Origin of the sequence: Pseudomonas extremaustralis, assembly GCF_900102035.1 — a bacterium.
Lineage (GTDB): Bacteria > Pseudomonadota > Gammaproteobacteria > Pseudomonadales > Pseudomonadaceae > Aquipseudomonas > Aquipseudomonas extremaustralis.
Window position 1 is genome coordinate 354,524 of sequence record NZ_LT629689.1, and the last position, 18,569, is coordinate 373,092.

Consider the following 18,569-nt stretch of genomic DNA (forward strand, 5'->3'; position numbering starts at 1 on the left):
CTGGGTGGGGCACGCTGCATAGGCTAGGTGTTTTCCTCGACGAAGAGACCGCCGTGACCTCACCCACCGACCCCGATGTGTCTGACGACGATGCATTAACGGCCCTGCGCGCCCAACTGACGCTACGGATCAACAGCAGTCCCCATCCCAGCCGCCTGATCAATCGACTCGCGGTCGCCGACCTGCGCTGTGCCGAATCGGCAAGCGGCCTCACGCGGCTGATCTCCAGGGCGCCCAGGGTGTTGCGGGTGATTCGCGCCGAACTGCGCAAGGCCTTTGACCTGGACCCCGACAGCGTGATTTTCACCGAGCCCAGGCCGCCGGCCGCCGCGCAAAAAGTCGACAGCTTGACCGACCGCGCCTTGCGGCTGATGGTCCTGGCTTCGGTGTCGATCAACCTCAATCAGTACACCGCCCTGAGCTTCAAGGACGACCCGGCGCGGCGCTTGCCCTTTACGCCGCTGGAGGCCTTGCGCCGGGTCATTGCGCTCAACCTGTTCGATCGTCTGGCCCAGGCGCACACCCGCTATTGGCAGGCACTGGTCCCGGGTTCATGGCTGACACGGCAAGCGCGTTGGGAGGAGTTGCACGCGCGGCTGTTTGCCAACCAGGCATTTGTCGCGCGGCAAGTGGGCGAGCTGTCGAGTGCGGGGCACGCGATGGCCCAGGCGCTGGTGGATGCCCCGACGGCCGGGCAGCGCCAGCGCGCGGGCGAGCGCTGGGCCAGCGTGCAAGCATGCGCCTTGATGTGGCCGGGCGTGGGGCCGCGACTGATGCCGATTCCCGGTGCACTGCATATTTATCGTGAGGGCGAGCCGGTGGGGATGCCCCATGTGATGTATCTGCCGGGGGGGAACCGCAACTTCTATGAATACCCGTCCTTTGACCAATTGCAGTGTGGCCTGGTAACGCTGATCAATGGGGCCTTGTTTGATGACCTGTGGCAGTGCCTGCCGCTGCGGCGTCGGCATGAGGCGTGCGAACCGGGCGCCTACGTTGCGGCGGGTCGCGGTTTGCCGATGAGCGGCGATGCGTTGGCCTTCAGCGCGCATACGGTGCTGGAGGCGCAATGGGATAACGAGTTGGCTTGCGCCGTGTCGATCAACCTTGCACAGGTGTTTTCCCGCAAGCGCCAGCCTGGGGTGATCAACGCGGCTCGCTTTCTGGCCTACATCGAGCGCGCCAGGAAGCACTGGTTGGGCAAGCCACGGCTGAGGCAGCTGCGCCGCGAGTTACAGGACTGGGACCAGCGCCGACGGCGCAAGGAAATCATCTTTGCCAGTACGGCCGAGGGGCTGGCGATGAACACCGCGTTGCACCAGCTCAAGCGTTATGAAAAAGGACTGATGACGCTGCTCGACCCCCGTGACCCCGGGGAAGACACACCCGCCGTGCGCGAATTCGTGGCGCTCGAAGACCAGTGCAAGGCCCATGGCGACACCCTGCTCACGTTGCTGCAGGCCGAGCCGTTACGGCTGTTCGAGGCGGCGTTCTGGCGTGAGAGACCCAGCGGTCAACTCAAGCGGGCGACGTTGTTCATCCACGCCTTGAGCGACCTGCTGCGCTGTGAGGTGCAGATGCAGCACCGGCTCAAGTTGATCCGCACCGTCGATCGGGATCTGCTGCTGGAAGTATTGGACACGCCGCTGGCCAGTAAGCGTGAGGGCGCTGACACCTGTGTGCTGTCGGTGCTGGTGGGCAGTGAATCCCACGCCTTTCATGCGCTGCACAGCGTGTTTGCGGTCACCCGGACGGCGGCGGTCAGTGACCCTGAACGGCGAGTTCCGGTGGTGCTGTGCGGGTTCGGGCAACAGGGCGGGGTGGCAGCCTTTTCCAGCCTTGGCGCGTTATCCCGGGGTGTCCAGGCCAGTCTGGGCAGCCGCGACGGGTCGCTGCTATGGCGCTATGTCGAGCGGCAAAAGCGTCAGGCCGTGCGCGAGCAGATCGCCGCCCAGACCCTGGCCGTGCGTTACGAATCCATTGAAGGCAACCCTGTGCTGTTGGCGCTCAAAAGGTTGCTCAAGGGTTACGTACTGCTGCAAGGCAGCGACCGTGTATCCAACGAAACCCACGACACCCAGCTCAGCCGTCAACTGTTGGCAGTCGAGCTGCATGAGCAGTTGAGCGCGCCGGTCAGCGATGCGCTGATTCAGGCCCGCGCCCATTTCGACCTGGTACGAAAAGCCGCCGAGGCAAAAAAAAACCTGCCGCAGTGGCTGACCGACGCGACGGCGGCCCAGCTCAATCGCTTCAAGCACTTGCAGGGCCACTACCTGGGTAACGTCTTTGCATTTGAAGAGCGTCTCAAGCAGCGCTTGCCCGAGCTGCACACCTTCGCCCGCGAGCGCTTGATCGCGCGTTTGCGCGAAGACGGCCTTTACCCGCAGGTGGATATCGACACGCCCTTCATCGAGTTGCCTGACCAGGTCGATGGCCAATTCTGTGGTTGGGAAAGCGCCTGTACGGTGGGCGATCGAAAGGAACTCCTTACGCCGAGCCCGACGCGTAAGCCGTTAAGCCTGCTGCAACTGGCGCTGCACAACCTGGACCCGCAGATGCTGCCCACCCATTGGCGCTTCAAATATGCCAGGTACCTGCAGCCGGCATGGAAGCCGCTACTGGGCTCACGCTACTTGATCGACATGGTGTCCTCGCTGGATATCGGCGGGCAGTACGAGGGGTTGATCAACCGCGAATTTTACCCGCCCGACGCACGGGAGCCTGGGGTTGCACCGCTGTTGAGGCGTGCTTTGCGGTCGGCGGCCGATGCGGATCTCTATTCGGCGATCAGGCAGGGCCTGACGGCGCATGCGCAGAGCCTGTTCAAGACGGCCATGGCGGCGCATTCGCCCCAGGACCTGCAAAAAAACGGCCATCACGTGCATCTGTATGCGGTGCATCTGGCCGGTCACACGCTGCTGCATGATCGTTACATCGCCGGCATCCTGGTGATGCATGACCGGATTTCCCAGCGCTGCGTGGTCTATTGGCCCACCGCGCCGGACGCCAGGAGCCTCAGTGAACACCCCACTCTGCAACAGGTTCGCGAGCACCTGAATAGCATTGGCGCCTTGCCCGATAACGTCGCGGCATTGGCCCGGCACGTCGCGCCCGGTTGGGCGTTTGAAGCCATCAATCATCGGCCTGGCGAAACGCCGCAGGGGACGGAGTTACTCAATCCGCTGAATTTTCTGCCGGGTTTCACGCTGCTGCTGGGGGTCTGGCACGGCGTTGAGTTCGTGCGTTCATTCAAGGTCAAGCACTGGGTGCCCACCGCGCTGGTCGAGGAGATTGAAAAGCAGATCCTTGAGCAAGTGGCCAGTGACTCGCTGAACTGGCTGGCGCTGGTGCCCACCTCCCATTGCGATGCCGAGGCGCTGTTGTATCAGGCGCGGGTGCTTGATCTGCATCGTCACGCGCAGGCCAACAGCAACTCCGGCAAGACCCTGCAGAAGTACCGCGAACAGCGCCTGGCGGAGCAGAGCGATACCCGCCGGCGTGCCTTGCTTTCAATGGTCGTGCCGTTTTTTGGCTTGGGTAATCAGTTGTATGAGTTGCTGCTGACGTCGCGGCGTTATCACCACAGCGGTGATGCTCGCGAAGCGGTGACGGTGGCGTTTGGCGTGGTGTTTCTGGCGGTCGACCTTTTGCTGATGTTTATACCGGGGCCCAAGCTGAAGACGAGCACCCTGGCGCGTCCGGGCCTGCGTTCGATGGGCGCCGGCCTGCATCGGCTGCAGCGCTCGAGCCTGTTGGAGTCCGGCCAGATCGCCGATCGGCTCAGACCGTCCTCAACGGTTACGCTGCTCAAGCCTTTGGAGCGCTTCAGGGTCCAGGGCACGCCGTCGGATGCCATTGCATTGAAGGGTGTGGGCGAAAGAGGGCTTTATGTGAAGAGTGGCGAGTTCTTTGTGGCGGGCGATACGCACCATTACCCGGTGTACCGACGCGCCGATGAGACGTTTTTTCGCCTGAAGAACAAGGACGCACCGGGGCAGGATGAATGGATCCTGACGCTTCATGAGTCCAGGGAGTGGCTATTGGGGGCGGATGCGCCAATGGCCGGGCCGAGCTCGGGCGTGCTCACCCCTTGGCGCGCGCCGTTGGAACAGGTGGACTGGCGCCCTCCCGCTGTACGCAGCGTGACGCAAGACCGGATTCGTCGGTCCACCGTGCCGACCCAGCACTGGTTCGACTGGCGCGTCCAAGGCCTCGGGGACTCGGCGGCGGGGACTCCGGTGTCCGGGGTATTCCATGTGCATCTGGAGCCGCCGGGGTTCCCCTACGATGTCATTTACCTGGGCCCCAGGTCCGACGTCGCGACATCCTCGGCAGGTGGGTATTACCGATTGCTGCACCAGGGCGAGCAGGCACCGTTGAGCGACATCGCGTTCATCGCCCGCAACGAACCGCTGGTCTCAAGGGCGAATGTGGACATCGAACGCTGGACCAGCAGCGCGCTGAGCGAGCAGCCGATCCCGGTGACTCGCAGTCCGGCGGGCGAATGGCAACTGCATGCGCCCCTGTTCGATGGGCCGTTGGAGCCTTTGGTCGGCGTGGCTTTCCCGACGATGACCAGCAGCAGCCGAAAGTTCGCCGTGATCAGATTAATTGAGTTGGCCGATGCCTCCCGCTCGGTCACGGCCAGTCACCTGCTCAACGTGCGGGCGACGCTGGACCATTGGTTGACGCCAAACCCGGTAAAGCTTGGCCAGACGGATGATTGGTTGCTGATGCTGCGGCCCATCCCCAGGCGCGGCGCGCATATCAACATTGGTTTCGAAGGCAAGGCGCCGGGTTTCACGCGTGTGGACTTCATTCCGTCTGCTGCCTTGGATGCGCGGCTCCGAACCGGCGGTCGGCAGGTCGCGGAACAACGCAGCATTGCGCAACGAGCCGCCATCAGGACGGTGCTGGAGCAGCAGGGCTTCATCATTCACGAATGGAACCAGCGGCGTGGCAAGATATTGAGCCGTGAATGGGTGGTGACGCATTCCCGATCCGACAAGGTGTACTACCTGCGTGAACATTGGCTGGAACGCGGGTCAGTCAGGCTGGCCAACCAACTGACGGACCCGTGGATCAATGCCGGTATCAGGTCGTATCACACAACGACCCTGGCCGCGACGGTCAAAGCCGCGTTGGCGCAGCAACGCCTGGTCCGTATCGTCGCCGGTGTGCAGTGGCCCAAGGTGGGAAACCTGCCTCCCACCGTTTATTTCGTCAAAGTGAGCCCGCTCTCGCGCTGAGAGAGTGGCCCCGGGATCAGGATCACCACCCGCGCGGCACCGCTGAACAGCAGCCAGGTTTCCAGACTCCTTTTATAGAAAGACGAACTTGGCGATAAAGATCGCGCACAGCACCCACAGGCTGAGGGAAATCTCGCGGTACTTGCCGGTGCCGGCCTTGAGCGCCACATAGGTGATAAACCCCAGGGCGATCCCGTCGGCGACCGAGAAGGTCAGGGGCATCATGATCGCGGTGACAATCGCCGGAATGCTGTCGGTGGCTTCATCCCAATGGATGTGGGCCATGCTCGCCATCATCAGCATCGCCACGTAAATCAGCGCGCCAGCGGTGGCGTAGGCCGGGATCATGCCCGCCAGCGGTGCGAAAAACATCGCCGCTACAAACAGCACGCCCACGGTCACGGCCGTCAGCCCGGTACGGCCACCGGCGGCGACTCCGGCGGCACTTTCCACGTAGCTGGTCACCGGCGGGACGCCGACCATGGCGCCGAACACGCTGGAGGCACTGTCGGCCTTGAGGGCGCGGGACAGGTTGTCGATCTTGCCGTCGGCATTCACCAGCCCGGCGCGTTGCGCAACGCCCATCAATGTGCCGGCGGTGTCGAACATGTGCACAAACAGGAAGGCGAATACCACGCTGATCATGCTCACATTGAACACACCCTTCACGTCCATCGCCATCCAGGTCGGGGCCAGGCTGGGCGGGGTGGAGAGGATACCGTTGTAGTGCACCAGGCCCAGGCCCCAGCCCGCCAGGGTCACGGCGATGATGCTGATGAGGATCGCGCCGAACACCCGGTGATAGCTGAGGATCGCGATCAGCAGGAAACACACGGCCGCCAGCAGCGGCGCCGGTTCATGCAGCGAACCGAGCTTGATCAACGTGGCCGGGCTATCAACGATGATGCCGGCGGTTTTCAGGCCGATCACCCCGAGAAACAAGCCGACACCGGCGCCCATGGCATGGCGCAGGCTGACGGGGATGCTGTTGAGCAACCATTCACGTACGCGCGAGAGCGTCAGACCCATGAACAGCACCCCGGAGATAAACACCGCACCCAGCGCGGTTTCCCAGTGGTAGCCCATGGTGCCGACCACGGTGTAGGTGAAAAACGCATTCAGGCCCATGCCCGGCGCCAGGCCCACCGGCCAGTTGGCATACAGGCCCATCAACAGGCAACCCAGGGCGGCAGCGATGCAGGTGGCGACGAACGCCGCGCCATGGTCGATACCGGCGTCGGCCATGATGTTGGGGTTGACGAAAATGATGTAGGCCATGGTGATGAAGGTAGTGAGACCGGCGATCAATTCGGTCTTCACTGTGGTGCCATGCAGGCGCAGTTTGAACAGGCGTTCCAGCCAGCCAGTGTGCGTCGGAGAGAGATCCAGCGTTGGGGCTTCGGATTTGCGGCTTTCCACAGCGAGTACTCCTCAAGCGTTTTATTGTTATGTCCAGCGCGCGGGCGCTGTGAGGTACTGGCGGGTTTGTTGACTGAAAGGTCAGGAACTCGCACGAAGCGAATTATGCTTTTGTATACAAAGAAAGCAAATAATGTTTTTTGTTTCGTGTACGAAACAGATGAAGGGCAACCCACCGTAGGAGCGAGCTTGCTCGCGAAAAACCCGAGAGCGCTGCGGGGTATCAGATTCCCCGCGTTATCGTTGACGCTTTTCGCGAGCAAGCTCGCTCCTACATTTTTGCGCACAGCGCCTGGTTGACGGCCAGCCAGCCGTTCACCGCATCTTCCCCTGCCTCACTGAACGCGCGCTGCAACAGCTTCACCTGTTCGCGGCGCAGCGACTGTTCGAAACGCAGGCCTTCTTCGCTGAGTTCCAGCAGGCGTTTGCGCTTGTCGGTCTCGGACGCCACGCTGTTGACCAGGTGCATTTCCTGCAACTGACGCAGCGGCATGTTCAGTGCCTGTTTGCTCACGCCGAGCAATTCCAGCAACTCCTTGACGCTCAAGGCCGGGTAGCGCGCGATAAAAAACACGATGCGCTGGTGCACCCGGCTCAGGCCACGTCGCTCAAGCATTTCGTCGGCCTTGGCGGTGAACGCCTGATAACCGAAGAAGAAGGCTTCCATGGCTTGTTGCTGGCTGCTCTGGTTTTTAAGGTCAAGCATATTGACGTATCTACTCAAGCTGTCGTAATTTCGGTCAACCAGTTTGACGTATTTACCACAGGCTTTGCTACCGGTGACCTTATGGCCTTCTCTGAACGTGTTACGCGCCTCAAAAGCTCCCTGATCCGTGAAATCCTCGCAGCGGCCCAGCGCCCGGAAGTGATGTCGTTCGCCGGCGGCCTGCCGGCCGAAGCCATGCTGCCCGCGTTGAATTGGGACGCCATGCCATTGAACATCGGCCAATACGGCATGAGCGAAGGCGAGCCACAGTTGCGTGAACTGCTCGCCGCCGAGGCCCGCGCCCTGGGCGTGCCGTGCCAGGCCAGCCAGGTGCTGGTGGTCAGCGGTTCCCAGCAAACCCTGGACCTGGCGGCCAAGCTGTACCTCGACAAAGGCACCAAAATCATGCTGGAAGGCCCGACCTACCTGGCCGCGTTGCAGATCTTCCAGCTGTTCGGCGCCGATTGCCTCACCGTGCAACTGGAGGCCGACGGCCCTGACCTGGCCAGCCTGCGTGCCAATCTCGAACGCCATCGCCCGGCGTTCATCTACCTGATCCCGACGTTCCAGAACCCGTCGGCCGTGCGCTACAGCGAAGCCAAGCGCGAAGCCGTCGCGGCCTTGCTCGACGAGTTCGGCGTGACCCTGATCGAAGACGAACCCTACCGCGAGCTGACCTTCGACGGCGGCAGTGCCAAGCCCATCGTCGGACGCCTGAAAAAAGCCAGTTGGATCTATACCGGCACGGTCTCCAAGACCCTGCTGCCGGGCCTGCGCGTGGGGTACCTGATCGCCAGCCCGGACCTGTTCCCGCACCTGCTCAAGCTCAAGCAGTCGGCCGACCTGCACACCAACCGCGTCGGCCAGTGGCAGGCGATGCAGTGGATCGGCACCGAGCAATACCAGCAACACCTGGTGCAACTGCGCAGTTTTTACCGCGAGCGCCGCGATGCTTTCCAGGCCGCGCTGGAGCGTCACTTCAGCGACCTGGCCGACTGGCAGGTGCCCCAGGGCGGATTATTCTTCTGGCTGACCTTGAAACAGCCGCTCGATACCCGCACCTTGTTGGCTCCTGCGCTCGATCAGGACGTCGCGTTCATGCCCGGTGAACCGTTCTTTTCCGAGCCGGACCAGCACCTTGGCTCACTGCGGCTCAATTTCAGCCATATCGACCCGTCCCGTCTGGACGAAGGTCTCAAGCGCCTGGCCGCAGTGGTCCGTCAAGCACAGCACACGCAAGCGGCATAAGGGGAGCCCCATGTACAAGGTTTATGGCGATTACAAGTCGGGCAACTGCTACAAGGTCAAATTGATGCTCAACCTGCTGGGCATCCCGTACCAGTGGGTGGATGTGGACATCCTCAACGGTGATACCCAGACCCCTGAATTCCTGGCCAAAAACCCCAACGGCAAGATCCCGGTGCTGGAACTGGATGACGGCACGTGCTTGTGGGAATCCAACGCGATCCTCAACTTCCTCGCCGATGGCAGTGAGTTCCTGCCCACCGAACCACGCCTACGTACCCAAGTGCTGCAATGGCAGTTCTTCGAGCAGTACAGCCACGAGCCGTACATTGCGGTGGCGCGGTTTATCCAGCTGTACTTGGGCATGCCGGAGGATCGCCTCGACGAATACAAAACCTCCCACAAGGGCGGCTACAAGGCGTTGAGAGTGATGGAGCGCCAGTTGCAAAGCACACCGTACCTGGTGGGCGAGCAGTATTCGATTGCGGATATCGCGTTGTATGCCTACACCCATGTGGCCCATGAGGGCGGTTTTGACTTGACGCCTTACCCAGCGGTGCAAGCCTGGTTGAAGCGCGTGGCCAGCCATCCCAAGCATGTGGCCATGCTCGACTGACTCCCACAGTTAGCTCAATGGGGTGCCGGATAATTCGTCACGCAGCCAATCGAAACAACGCTGTGCCGCCGGGCTCAGCCCCATCCCGCGGCGACTGATCAAGCCGATCTCCCGGTTCACGCCGGGATGATCGATATGGATACGCTGCAATCCCTCCAGGCTGTCCGCCGCCGACTCCGGCAGCACACTGATCCCCAGCCCCTGGCGCACCAGCGCCAGCACCGTCGACATGTAGTTGGCCTCCATGCCGGCGTTCATCGTCAGTCGCGTCTGATCGAACAACCCATCCACCTGCTCGCGCACGCTGCTGTCGCGCCCGGTGAGGATGATCGGCTGGTCGGCCAGTTGCGCCAGGGTCAGTTGGCGATGGCGGGCGAAGGGATGATCCAGGGGCACGAAGGCACATAGTCGATCATTGAGCACCGGCACGAATTCCAGCCCGTGGCTGAGGCGTGCGCGCACGCCGATGCCGAAATCCACATCGCCCGCCCGCACCTGGGCGTGAATGCGATGGGCCACCAGGTCCTGCAAACGCACTTCAATCCCGGCGAAACGCTCGCGAAACAAGCGCAGCGCCGGGGGCAGGACTCCGGCGCACACCGAGGGCAGGGCGGCAATAGTGACCACGCCCCGGCGCAAGGCGGCCAGGTCGCGGGAGCCGGTGACGATGTTGTCCAAGTCCAGCAGCAGTTTTTCCATCGGCCCACGGGCTTCCTGGCCGGCGGCGGTGAGGCTCACATGACGCGGGCTGCGGTCGAGCAGGGCGACGCCGAGCCATTCTTCCAATTGCTGGACTTGCACGGTCAGTGCCGAGGGCGACAGGTGCAGCTCGCTGGCGGCCTTGGTGAAACTGCCCGTGCGGGCGACCGCGAGAAAGGCCTGGATATGCTGGATCGAATTCTTCATTTTGTTTTTCCGAACGCGAGCGGGTGAATATTCAAATTTACAAAGAGTAACGCGCTTCCAATACTCCAGGGAAAACAATAACCGGCCGCCAAGGCCGCTCTGGAGTAACCCATGCTCGCAACCCTGGGCGTCATTACCATCCTGTGCCTGCTCGCTGCCGTCATGAGCAAACGCCTCTCGCCGCTGGTGGCCCTGATTGCCTTGCCGATCATCGCCGCGCTGCTCGGTGGGTTCGGCCTGCAAACCAGCGCCTTCATCATTACCGGGATCAAGAACGTCGCCCCGGTGGTGGGCATGTTTGTGTTCGCGATCCTGTTTTTCGGGATCATGACCGATGCCGGCATGCTGGATCCCATCATTGATCGCATCCTGCGCACGGTAGGAACGCGTCCTACGCGGATTGTCGTCGGTACCGCGACCCTGGCCCTGCTGGTGCATTTGGACGGCTCCGGCGCGGTGACCTTTCTGGTGACGGTGCCGGCGATGCTGCCGCTGTATACGCGGCTGGGCATCGACAAGCGCATCCTCGCCTGCGTCTGCGCCCTGGCCGCCGGGGTCAACTTCCTACCATGGACCGGCCCCGTGCTGCGCTCGTCGGCGGCGTTGCATGTGCCGGTGGCGGACCTGTTCCAGCCGCTGATCCCGGTGCAGATCGTTGGCCTTATCTTCGTTTTCGCCTGCGCCTGGTGGCTCGGCCGCCGTGAAGAAAAACGCCTGGGCCTGGGCGCCGGCTCGACGGTCGACGCCGTGCCGCAACGGGTGCTCAGCGACGACGACATCAAGCTGCGTCGCCCACGGCTGTTCTGGGTCAACCTGATCCTCACCGTGCTGGTGATGGTGGTGATGATCGCCGGCTGGGTCGATCCGGTGGTGATGTTCATGCTCGGCACCGTGGCGGCGCTGTGCATCAATTACCCGAACGTGGACGCCCAGCGCGCCCGCATCGACGCCCATGCGAAAACCGCCCTGACCATGGCCAGCATCCTGCTCGCCGCCGGCGTGTTCACCGGCATCATGCAAGGCACCGGCATGCTCAAGGCGATTGCCGAAGTGGCGGTGGCGCAGATTCCGGCCGGCCATGGCAAGTTGATCCCGGCGGTGGTGGGCTTTATTTCCATGCCGCTGAGCATGCTGTTCGACCCCGATTCCTACTATTTCGGCGTGATGCCGGTGATCGCCGAAGTCGGCAAGGCCCTGGGCGTCGACCCGCTGCAAGTGGCCCAGGCCTCGTTGCTGGGCGTGCACACCACTGGCTTCCCGGTCAGCCCGCTGACCCCCGCGACCTTCCTGTTGGTGGGCCTGTGCAAGATCGAATTGGCCGATCACCAGCGCTTCACCATCCCTTTTCTGTTTGCCGCGTCGGTGTTGATGACCCTGACGGCATTGCTCCTGGGAGTGTTTTGAGATGAAAACCTTGCGCATCGGTTCCGGCGCCGGCTACTCCGGCGACCGTATCGAACCTGCCGTGGAACTGGCCGAACAGGGCGACCTGGATTACCTGGTCTTCGAATGCCTGGCCGAACGCACCATCGCCCTGGCGCAACAGGCACGCATCAGCGATCCCGCCAGCGGTTACGACCCTCTGTTGAGCGAGCGGATGCGCCGCGTACTGCCGTTTGTCGGCGCTCGCCAGGGGCGTCGGCGTCTGCGGGTGATCACCAATATGGGCGCGGCCAACCCGTTGGCGGCGGCCATTGAAGTGCGGCGCATCGCCGGCGAACTGGGCTTGACCCTCAAGGTTGTCGCGGTGGTGGGCGACGATGTGCTGGACGTGTTGCGCCCCGAGCAGGTGCTGGATAACGGCCAGACCCTCGGTTCACTGGGCGAGCGGCTGATTTCCGCGAACGCCTACCTGGGCGTGGACGGCATTCTTGAGGCCCTGCGCGCCGATGCCGATGTGGTGATCACCGGGCGGGTGGCCGACCCTTCGCTGTTCCTCGCGCCCCAGGTGTTCGAGTTCGACTGGGCAACGGACGACTGGCCGCGCCTGGGCCGCGGCACCCTGGTCGGGCATTTGCTCGAATGTGCCGGGCAGGTCAGCGGCGGCTATTTTGCCGACCCCGGTTTCAAGGATGTGGATGACTTGGCGCGCTTGGGTTTTCCCTTGGCCGAGATCAACGCCGACGGCGAAGCGGTGATCACCAAGGTCGTCGGCTCGGGAGGACGGGTCAGCCGCGCCACTTGCACGGAGCAATTGATCTACGAAGTGCACGATCCGGCGGCTTACCTCACGCCGGATGTGACGGCCGATTTTTCCCAGGTGGGCTTTGCCGACGAGGGTGTCGATCGCGTGCGTGCCCAGGGGGCTGGTGGTCGAGCGCGGCCCGAGCAGTTGAAGGTCAGTGTCGGTTACCTGGACGGTTGGATCGGCGAAGGGCAGATGTCCTACGGCGGTCCTGGCGCCGTCGCACGCGCGCAGTTGGCACGTGAGGTGGTGCTCAAGCGTCTTGAATTGATGGGGGTGAAGATGCACGACGTGCGCGCCGAGTTGATCGGCATGGACTCGCTCCACGGCCCACGCAGCAGCGTCGAACCGTGGGAAGTGCGCCTGCGCGTGGCGGCGCGCTGCGAAGCCCGCAGCGATGCGGTGCGCGTCGGCAATGAAGTGGAAACCCTCTACACCAACGGCCCGTCCGGCGGCGGCGGGGCCAGCAAAAGCGTGCGGCAAGTGGTGGCGGTGGCATCGTTGTTGTTGCCCCGTGACGCGGTCAACCCGAGGATCCAAGCATGAAGTTGCAGAGCCTGGCCCATTCCCGTACCGGCGATAAGGGCGACACTTCGAATATCTCGATCATCGCCTATCACCCTGAGGATTATCCGCGGCTGTGCGAACAGCTCACGGCCGAGCGCGTCGCGGCATTCTTCGCTGGATTGCTGGAACCGGGTGCGGCGCCGGTGCGGCGCTATGAATTGCCCAACGTCCACGCATTGAATTTCGTGCTGCCGGGGATCTTGCGCGGCGGCGTGACCCGTTCGCTGGCGCTGGACGCCCATGGCAAATGCCTGGGCTCCGCATTACTGGACATGGAAATCCCACCTATGTAGGAGCGAGCTAGCTCGCGAAAATCGTCAACCATAACGAGGTGAACCTGACACCCAGCGGCGTTCTCAGGTTTTTCGCGAGCACGCTCGCTCCTACAGGGGAGAGGGCGTTTTTCAGGCAGCGGCGAAGCGCTTGTCCAGGTAATCGATGATCACTTTGGAGTCGTACATCCAGGTGGTCTGGCCGTTCTCTTCGATGCGCAGGCACGGCACCTTGATCTTGCCGCCTTGCTCCAGCAGGGTCTGGCGGTCCTGCGGATTGTTCTTCGCGTCCTTCAAGGCCACCGGCACATTCAGGCGGTGCAAGGTGCGGCGGGTCTTCACGCAGAACGGGCAGGCGTGGAACTGATACAGGGTCAGGTCCTTGGCCGCGGCGTTCACCTGTGCCTGTTGTGCGGCAGGGCGCTGCTTTTTGCGTGGGCGGGTAAGGAAGTCGCCCGCGATGATGACGTGGCCAAGGCCCACTCGAAGTGCTTTGACGAACATGGCTGAAACCTCTTGCCCATGACAGAAGGGGCGGCAGCTTACCTGATTGCTCCGTTGATTTCTGCGGACGAAAAAAAACCGGCGATGAACGCCGGTCTTTTCCTACTCAGTCGGTTACTTGATCAGACTGAGGAATTCGCTGCGGGTCGCCGCATTTTCGCGGAACTCACCCAGCATCACCGAAGTGATCATCGACGAATTCTGTTTCTCCACGCCGCGCATCATCATGCACATGTGCTTGGCTTCGATCACCACGGCCACGCCCAGGGCACCGGTGACCTGCATCACGGCATCGGCGATCTGGCGGCTGAGGTTTTCCTGGATCTGCAGGCGGCGCGCATACATGTCGACGATCCGCGCGACTTTCGACAGGCCCAGCACTTTGCCGCTGGGGATATACGCGACGTGAGCCTTGCCGATGAACGGCAGCAGGTGGTGTTCGCACAACGAATACAGCTCGATGTCCTTGACCAGCACCATTTCGCTGTTGTCGGAGCTGAACAAGGCACCGTTGGTGACTTCTTCCAGTGTCTGTTCATAGCCGCGGCAAAGGTACTGCATCGCCTTGGCGGCACGCTTTGGCGTGTCGAGCAGGCCCTCGCGGGTAACGTCCTCGCCGAGTTGGCCGAGGATCGCGGTGTAATTCTGTTCCAATGTCACAGAGCGTTATTCCGTATGGGTTCTAGAGGGGTACGGTTTATGTCTGTACCAATTTTGTACCAATCAGGCTTTGCTCAAGCTTACCGACTTCGCTCCAGTCTTCGCTGGAATTGATCCATCGGGCGTAAGTCGTCAGCAGCATTTGCACGCTGTGACCGAGCTGATTTGCGATGAACCCAAGGTTCATGCCTGCCATTAAGCACATGGTAGCGTAAGTGTGGCGGCAGTTGTATTGCCGTCTGGCCCTGATCTTCAGCGCGACCAGCGCCGCCTTGAAATGCTTGTCGGTCACGCTGGCCTGCTGAATGAACTCAAAGTTCTTGGTCGGCGGGAAAACGTACGGCGATTGTTTATGCTGGCGCCGGCTCTGTTTTGCCCTCAACTCGGCCACACCCTTGGCCACCTCAATGGCATTTAATGCCCTGCTATTCAGCATGACCCGCCGCGTTTCGCGGGTTTTCGTGCGCTCCTCGATCTTGTAGTCAGCCACGATTCTGCACACGTTGGCGACACGCCCCTCTGTATCCACCTCATCCCAGCGCAACGCCGCTATCTCCCCAGGCCGCATGCCGGTGTAAAACGCGAACTCAAAATAGGCAGCGTAGACCCGCATTGACCCTGTCAGCACCTCGTACAGGTGCCCGATTATCAAATCCGCCTCTGCCACCGTGAAAGGGTCAACCGGTTTCTTTGCTTTCACCGGCAGCTCAATTGAGCCGACCGGGTTCCTGGTGATCAGCTCATCGTTCACGGCGCACTCGAACATCGTGTGCAGCCGCTGGATCGCCGAGCGCTTCACCGTCGACGACTTCCACGGCGTGTCTCCCGCTATTTTCCGGAGCATTGCAGATGTGATCTGATCGATAGGGAGCAGCGCAAGGTGCGGCATCCAGTAAAGGTTGAGGGATATCCGGTAGTTTTTGCGGGTGCCCCCGACCACTTCGCGGCTGTCGAGCCAGGTCTGTGCGTATTCACCGAACAACGGTGTTGCGGAGTAGGTGGAGTAGGTGGAGTTCGGGAAAAGTTCGGCGTAACGCTTGTCGTCCATCACGCCGTGCTTGATCAGGCTTATTACTGTAGCGCGTAGATCTGCGGCCGCTTTAATGCCTTTTGGCGTTTGGGAATAGGCGAGGGTCTCGCAGCGCCTGAACTGCCAGGTGAAGCGAATGCGGACTGATTGACCTGCGAATTCAACTCCGGCGGGCAGTCCCAAAGGCTTTCTAGCCATGCCTCATATCTCCTGATGCTGTAGTAAATCTGACCATCGATTTCGTTCCACACCCCTTTGGGGATGATGTTGCGCTGGCGCTTGCCCTGAAGGGCGCGGCGCGTTGTGCCGACCATCTCCGCGAAGTTCTTCTCCGGGACCTTGTCGGACAGGTACTCAACAGGTAGTTGCTCTGCTGCTGCCATAGCTACCTCCCGCCGGCCGTGGGCCGCGCTGTCTTGATTATGTGAACTGCCAGGCCGAAGCTGATCAACAGCCAGGCGCAGGTGCCGGCGAATGCGTAGAGCAGCGCCCCGGTGGTGCCAGTGCCGACTAGATCAGGTCCGATCCAGATGAACCAGGTGCCGGTACCGACCAGGTACAGCAAAGCGCCCAGCATTATCAGGGTGAGTTTCGTAGCGAACATGGGGTGTCCTTGCCCACCGCTAACCGGCAGGCGTTTAGGGGGATTGGGGTTAGGCTGTTGCTTTGGCGATATCGGCGGCTGCCCGGACGATTGCTCGGCGCGTGCCGAAATCGTCCATCGCTTCAATGATCATCACGCCATGTCGCGAGTGCTCCGCGCCAACTGAGTCGTGGTCCTCCATGAAGACGATGCAGATCCCGAGCCTGATTGCCAGCCGCAGGGCGTCGCCATCGTCATCCAGCGGTCGCCACAGTCGATAGCTTTCTCTATCGCCGATTCGAAGGCAGTTCCGCGCCGATTCAAAACAGAGAACAGGGCCGATTCCTGCCGCCTTTGCTGCCAATTCAAGAATCTGTTGGTCGTTCATGGCCTTGGCCCCTTGTAGATGAAGACGTAGGCGAACCAGTGGGTGGCGATCATGGCGTCACCCGCTTGCCCCAGATGCAGACCGGGCCGTCCTCGGCATCGTGGATTGACAGGATGAACCAACCCCGTTCGGCGGGGTGCTGAATCTTCCAGGCGGAGCAGTCGACCTGTCCGTCAGTCATATAGGCGTCAAACACGTCAGCATCGACGTCACTTTCCATGTAGGTGATCTTCGTTACCACCTGGTGGCGCTGGCACCAGTCATTGAATTGCGCCTGGGTGATTTCGTCGTCGAATTCGGCCAGGTAGTCAGGGTGCGACCACCAACCGTCTGTATCGCGCTCAACTGGCAGCGGCTGAATCAAAGCAGTTTCTTCAGGCATGACTTCGTCCTTGCCGCTATAGCGGCTGACTTTGAAGGGGGAGGGGTTACTTGGTGTTGAGGCGGGTTACTTCGTCGATAAACTGGCGGGCCGAGGCCATTGAACCCGCGAGATTGCTAAGCCCCTGCCCTGATAGCAGCGCTTCAATCACCTCAAGCTCTTCAAGCTCGGCATCTGTGAGTTGTTCGGGCAGCACCACCGCTACCGGCGCGGGCTGCTCGGTGTAGAGCGGTTTCCAGTCGGTATAATCGTCGCGAGGCCAAAGTATCCGACGACCCTCGAGTACCTTTCCTTCCCTCACGTCTTTTAGGTTGTCGCTTTCCATCTGCACCAATTGGCCCAGGCACTCGCCGCCCTGCCGCCTATACATCCACGCCACCGGCTCGCCCTGGGGCTGGGCGGCCGGGTCGCATACAGAGCAGTACGCGTCACGCTGGTAGGACACGCAAGCATGGCAGACACGACGCGGCACGCCGTCAATCGTTTGGTTGGTGGTCATGCCCATACTCCATCCGTGTCCGGTGTGTCGCTTGTCAGTCCAGGCTCGAACCATTGTGAAACCCACTCAGGCAGCTCGCCACCGAATGCGCGCCTGAAATCACCAACGGTAAAACCGATCACTCCAGCGCTTGCAGAAACCGCAATATCCAGCGCAGCACGAATGCAGCACGAAACATGGTTGCCAAGACGGCCAACAGTTTCTCCGCGCCGCTCAAGTATCAAGCGACGATCCCATAGGTAGTTGTCAACGATATCGCACACGTAATCGCCGCCAACACGCGAATCCCAGTCGCACAGCTTTTCATCGTCGCCAGCGTAGTAGATCAAGTGGTCAGCAAGGTCTGACGTATAACTGATCAGCTTCAGACGGCGCGCTTCCGTCATGGGGATATCCCAGTTAGTAGCAAGTCCGACTGCAAGTTGGCGAAAACGGTCTGTTTGCTCACTCATAAATCACCTCAGCAAATCAGTTGTGCCAGTGCCAGCAGGCACCAGCAGTAGGCGGGGAGTTGGGCTTTCATGGCTTCTTCTCGTAACGGGCGATCATGTCAGCCAAGCTGATGCTCTGGCCCTGTTTGGTATTGGTTCGAATGAATACCTTTTTAAAGTCCTCGCGATCTTCTTCAAGGGTGGTGTCATCGCCACCGCCCTCTACTGACTTGAGTGCGGCGCGCATACGGGCACGCAACCTCAGTACGGCGTCCAAGTCCAACGGCTCACGCCCTACAGCATCCAGCACCTCGCCCACCAATACCTCCAGCACATCCGCCCGCTCATCCGCTGCGGTCAGCAGGACTTGCAGGGCCTGCTCTCTGGCCATCGAGTTGTTCAGCTGCAACTGAAGATCAGCTACTTGCTCGGCAGTCATGCTGCCGCAGAGCTTCAGGTAGTCCTGATGCTCTCTGGCGTATCGCTGCGGAAGGGTTTCGTCTTGATGGGTAGGCATGGGGAGTCCTCGCCGGCTGGCGTGATTCGTTGATTTGGGGTATTACGGGTGACCGGCATGGAGCCGGATCAAGCGGGCTCGATGATCTCGTCGCCCGGGTCTTTCTGGATGGCGAGAAGGCTTTTATTGCGGAATTCCCGCGCCACGTTTTGCGATATCTCGATTTCGTGGCGCGGTGGAGTAAGTAGCGGTTGGCACCGGGCGGCGCCCAACGCGTGCAGGTGATGAATCATCAGCGTCATCGCCTCGCCCTGCTCAGTAATGCCTGACCACTCCATCAGGTCGGCCAGGGCCTGGCGGGTGCCTGGTCGAACCCTTAGCCTCAGTTCCTCTTCGGCATTCGCTACGCGCTTCCTGGCAGTTTTGGCCGAGCGTTCCTGCGCAGTCTTTGCCATGGCCTACCTCTTCTA

20 protein-coding genes and 1 pseudogene are annotated in these 18,569 nt (G+C 61.5%); 6 read left to right on the forward strand and 15 right to left on the reverse strand.

Going from position 1 to position 18,569, the window contains the following annotated elements; translation table 11 throughout:
• Positions 1 to 53: 53 nt before the first annotated feature.
• On the forward strand, positions 54 to 5,249 hold the full coding sequence (locus BLR63_RS01640; protein ID WP_010566409.1) for a dermonecrotic toxin domain-containing protein: 5,196 nt from the start codon (positions 54 to 56) through the stop codon (positions 5,247 to 5,249).
• Here the strand turns inward: BLR63_RS01640 and BLR63_RS30980 are convergent.
• The 3 genes and pseudogenes from BLR63_RS30980 to BLR63_RS01655 all read right to left on the reverse strand — a co-directional run.
• Positions 5,249 to 5,314: pseudogene (locus BLR63_RS30980) on the reverse strand (LysE family translocator); the annotation flags it as partial. The gene BLR63_RS01640 and the pseudogene BLR63_RS30980 overlap by 1 nt on opposite strands.
• A 7-nt stretch (positions 5,315 to 5,321) precedes the next feature.
• Positions 5,322 to 6,668 (reverse strand): NCS2 family permease, encoded by a 1,347-nt coding sequence (locus BLR63_RS01645; protein ID WP_010566410.1) that lies wholly within the window; start codon positions 6,666 to 6,668, stop codon positions 5,322 to 5,324.
• Between the two features lie 271 nt (positions 6,669 to 6,939).
• The gene (locus tag BLR63_RS01655; RefSeq protein WP_010566411.1) at positions 6,940 to 7,374 is read right to left on the reverse strand and encodes a MarR family winged helix-turn-helix transcriptional regulator; all 435 of its coding nucleotides are present in this window, start codon (positions 7,372 to 7,374) and stop codon (positions 6,940 to 6,942) included.
• Between the two features lie 81 nt (positions 7,375 to 7,455).
• On the opposite strand from BLR63_RS01655, the gene BLR63_RS01660 reads away from it, so the two are divergent.
• Positions 7,456 to 8,622: an aminotransferase-like domain-containing protein gene (locus BLR63_RS01660; protein ID WP_010566412.1), complete on the forward strand. Its 1,167-nt coding sequence runs from the start codon at positions 7,456 to 7,458 to the stop codon at positions 8,620 to 8,622.
• Between the two features lie 10 nt (positions 8,623 to 8,632).
• The gene (locus BLR63_RS01665) at positions 8,633 to 9,235 is read left to right on the forward strand and encodes a glutathione S-transferase family protein (protein WP_010566413.1); all 603 of its coding nucleotides are present in this window, start codon (positions 8,633 to 8,635) and stop codon (positions 9,233 to 9,235) included.
• A gap of 9 nt (positions 9,236 to 9,244) precedes the next feature.
• On the opposite strand, the gene BLR63_RS01670 is transcribed toward BLR63_RS01665, so the two are convergent.
• Entirely contained in the window at positions 9,245 to 10,141 is an 897-nt protein-coding gene (locus tag BLR63_RS01670) for a LysR family transcriptional regulator (RefSeq protein ID WP_010566414.1), read from the reverse strand.
• 111 nt (positions 10,142 to 10,252) lie between these two features.
• On the opposite strand from BLR63_RS01670, the gene BLR63_RS01675 reads away from it, so the two are divergent.
• Genes BLR63_RS01675 through BLR63_RS01685 form a run of 3 tightly spaced genes read left to right on the forward strand, consistent with a single transcriptional unit; the run spans position 10,253 to position 13,186 of the window.
• On the forward strand, positions 10,253 to 11,545 hold the full coding sequence (locus BLR63_RS01675) for a CitMHS family transporter (RefSeq protein ID WP_010566415.1): 1,293 nt from the start codon (positions 10,253 to 10,255) through the stop codon (positions 11,543 to 11,545).
• Position 11,546: 1 nt separating this feature from the next.
• Complete coding sequence (locus tag BLR63_RS01680; RefSeq protein WP_010566416.1) at positions 11,547 to 12,872, forward strand: acyclic terpene utilization AtuA family protein; 1,326 nt, start codon at positions 11,547 to 11,549, stop codon at positions 12,870 to 12,872.
• Positions 12,869 to 13,186, forward strand: coding sequence for an AtuA-related protein (locus BLR63_RS01685; protein ID WP_010566417.1), 318 nt, complete (start codon positions 12,869 to 12,871; stop codon positions 13,184 to 13,186). Before BLR63_RS01680 ends, BLR63_RS01685 begins: the two co-directional genes overlap by 4 nt.
• Before the next feature lie 111 nt (positions 13,187 to 13,297).
• On the opposite strand, the gene BLR63_RS01690 is transcribed toward BLR63_RS01685, so the two are convergent.
• From BLR63_RS01690 to BLR63_RS01735, 11 genes are all read right to left on the reverse strand, one after another.
• On the reverse strand, positions 13,298 to 13,669 hold the full coding sequence (locus BLR63_RS01690) for a glutathione S-transferase N-terminal domain-containing protein (RefSeq protein WP_010566418.1): 372 nt from the start codon (positions 13,667 to 13,669) through the stop codon (positions 13,298 to 13,300).
• 114 nt (positions 13,670 to 13,783) lie between these two features.
• A complete protein-coding gene (folE, locus tag BLR63_RS01695) occupies positions 13,784 to 14,329 on the reverse strand; it encodes a GTP cyclohydrolase I FolE (protein WP_010566419.1) in 546 nt (181 codons plus the stop codon).
• A 37-nt stretch (positions 14,330 to 14,366) separates the two neighbouring features.
• Positions 14,367 to 15,497 (reverse strand): site-specific integrase, encoded by a 1,131-nt coding sequence (locus BLR63_RS01700; protein WP_231998174.1) that lies wholly within the window; start codon positions 15,495 to 15,497, stop codon positions 14,367 to 14,369.
• Positions 15,401 to 15,742 carry a hypothetical protein gene (locus BLR63_RS31680; protein ID WP_010566421.1) on the reverse strand — a complete coding sequence of 114 codons (342 nt, stop codon included), beginning with the start codon at positions 15,740 to 15,742 and terminating at the stop codon, positions 15,401 to 15,403. The genes BLR63_RS01700 and BLR63_RS31680 overlap by 97 nt, the downstream gene beginning before the upstream one ends.
• Positions 15,743 to 15,744: 2 nt before the next feature.
• Positions 15,745 to 15,963, reverse strand: coding sequence for a hypothetical protein (locus BLR63_RS01705; RefSeq protein WP_010566422.1), 219 nt, complete (start codon positions 15,961 to 15,963; stop codon positions 15,745 to 15,747).
• A gap of 49 nt (positions 15,964 to 16,012) precedes the next feature.
• Positions 16,013 to 16,330: a hypothetical protein gene (locus BLR63_RS01710; protein ID WP_010566423.1), complete on the reverse strand. Its 318-nt coding sequence runs from the start codon at positions 16,328 to 16,330 to the stop codon at positions 16,013 to 16,015.
• A gap of 49 nt (positions 16,331 to 16,379) precedes the next feature.
• Complete coding sequence (locus BLR63_RS01715; protein WP_010566424.1) at positions 16,380 to 16,712, reverse strand: hypothetical protein; 333 nt, start codon at positions 16,710 to 16,712, stop codon at positions 16,380 to 16,382.
• 46 nt (positions 16,713 to 16,758) lie between these two features.
• Positions 16,759 to 17,211, reverse strand: coding sequence for a hypothetical protein (locus BLR63_RS01720; protein ID WP_010566425.1), 453 nt, complete (start codon positions 17,209 to 17,211; stop codon positions 16,759 to 16,761).
• Entirely contained in the window at positions 17,208 to 17,663 is a 456-nt protein-coding gene (locus BLR63_RS01725) for a hypothetical protein (RefSeq protein WP_010566426.1), read from the reverse strand. The genes BLR63_RS01720 and BLR63_RS01725 overlap by 4 nt, the downstream gene beginning before the upstream one ends.
• Positions 17,664 to 17,730: 67 nt before the next feature.
• Positions 17,731 to 18,159: a hypothetical protein gene (locus BLR63_RS01730; RefSeq protein WP_010566427.1), complete on the reverse strand. Its 429-nt coding sequence runs from the start codon at positions 18,157 to 18,159 to the stop codon at positions 17,731 to 17,733.
• Between the two features lie 68 nt (positions 18,160 to 18,227).
• On the reverse strand, positions 18,228 to 18,554 hold the full coding sequence (locus BLR63_RS01735) for a hypothetical protein (protein WP_010566428.1): 327 nt from the start codon (positions 18,552 to 18,554) through the stop codon (positions 18,228 to 18,230).
• Positions 18,555 to 18,569: the final 15 nt, after the last annotated feature.

What these genes read in the sequence shown, in the direction of transcription:
- BLR63_RS01720 (WP_010566425.1), bottom strand. Translation starts at nt 17,211, where the DNA reads ATGACCACCAACCAAACGATTGACGGCGTGCCGCGTCGTGTCTGCCAT.
- BLR63_RS01665 (WP_010566413.1), top strand. Translation starts at nt 8,633, where the DNA reads ATGTACAAGGTTTATGGCGATTACAAGTCGGGCAACTGCTACAAGGTC.
- BLR63_RS01710 (WP_010566423.1), bottom strand. Translation starts at nt 16,330, where the DNA reads ATGAACGACCAACAGATTCTTGAATTGGCAGCAAAGGCGGCAGGAATC.
- BLR63_RS01660 (WP_010566412.1), top strand. Translation starts at nt 7,456, where the DNA reads ATGGCCTTCTCTGAACGTGTTACGCGCCTCAAAAGCTCCCTGATCCGT.
- BLR63_RS01715 (WP_010566424.1), bottom strand. Translation starts at nt 16,712, where the DNA reads ATGCCTGAAGAAACTGCTTTGATTCAGCCGCTGCCAGTTGAGCGCGAT.
- BLR63_RS01675 (WP_010566415.1), top strand. Translation starts at nt 10,253, where the DNA reads ATGCTCGCAACCCTGGGCGTCATTACCATCCTGTGCCTGCTCGCTGCC.
- BLR63_RS01730 (WP_010566427.1), bottom strand. Translation starts at nt 18,159, where the DNA reads ATGCCTACCCATCAAGACGAAACCCTTCCGCAGCGATACGCCAGAGAG.
- BLR63_RS01655 (WP_010566411.1), bottom strand. Translation starts at nt 7,374, where the DNA reads ATGCTTGACCTTAAAAACCAGAGCAGCCAGCAACAAGCCATGGAAGCC.
- BLR63_RS01680 (WP_010566416.1), top strand. Translation starts at nt 11,547, where the DNA reads ATGAAAACCTTGCGCATCGGTTCCGGCGCCGGCTACTCCGGCGACCGT.
- BLR63_RS01705 (WP_010566422.1), bottom strand. Translation starts at nt 15,963, where the DNA reads ATGTTCGCTACGAAACTCACCCTGATAATGCTGGGCGCTTTGCTGTAC.
- BLR63_RS01690 (WP_010566418.1), bottom strand. Translation starts at nt 13,669, where the DNA reads ATGTTCGTCAAAGCACTTCGAGTGGGCCTTGGCCACGTCATCATCGCG.
- BLR63_RS01735 (WP_010566428.1), bottom strand. Translation starts at nt 18,554, where the DNA reads ATGGCAAAGACTGCGCAGGAACGCTCGGCCAAAACTGCCAGGAAGCGC.
- BLR63_RS31680 (WP_010566421.1), bottom strand. Translation starts at nt 15,742, where the DNA reads ATGGCAGCAGCAGAGCAACTACCTGTTGAGTACCTGTCCGACAAGGTC.
- BLR63_RS01725 (WP_010566426.1), bottom strand. Translation starts at nt 17,663, where the DNA reads ATGAGTGAGCAAACAGACCGTTTTCGCCAACTTGCAGTCGGACTTGCT.
- BLR63_RS01670 (WP_010566414.1), bottom strand. Translation starts at nt 10,141, where the DNA reads ATGAAGAATTCGATCCAGCATATCCAGGCCTTTCTCGCGGTCGCCCGC.
- BLR63_RS01685 (WP_010566417.1), top strand. Translation starts at nt 12,869, where the DNA reads ATGAAGTTGCAGAGCCTGGCCCATTCCCGTACCGGCGATAAGGGCGAC.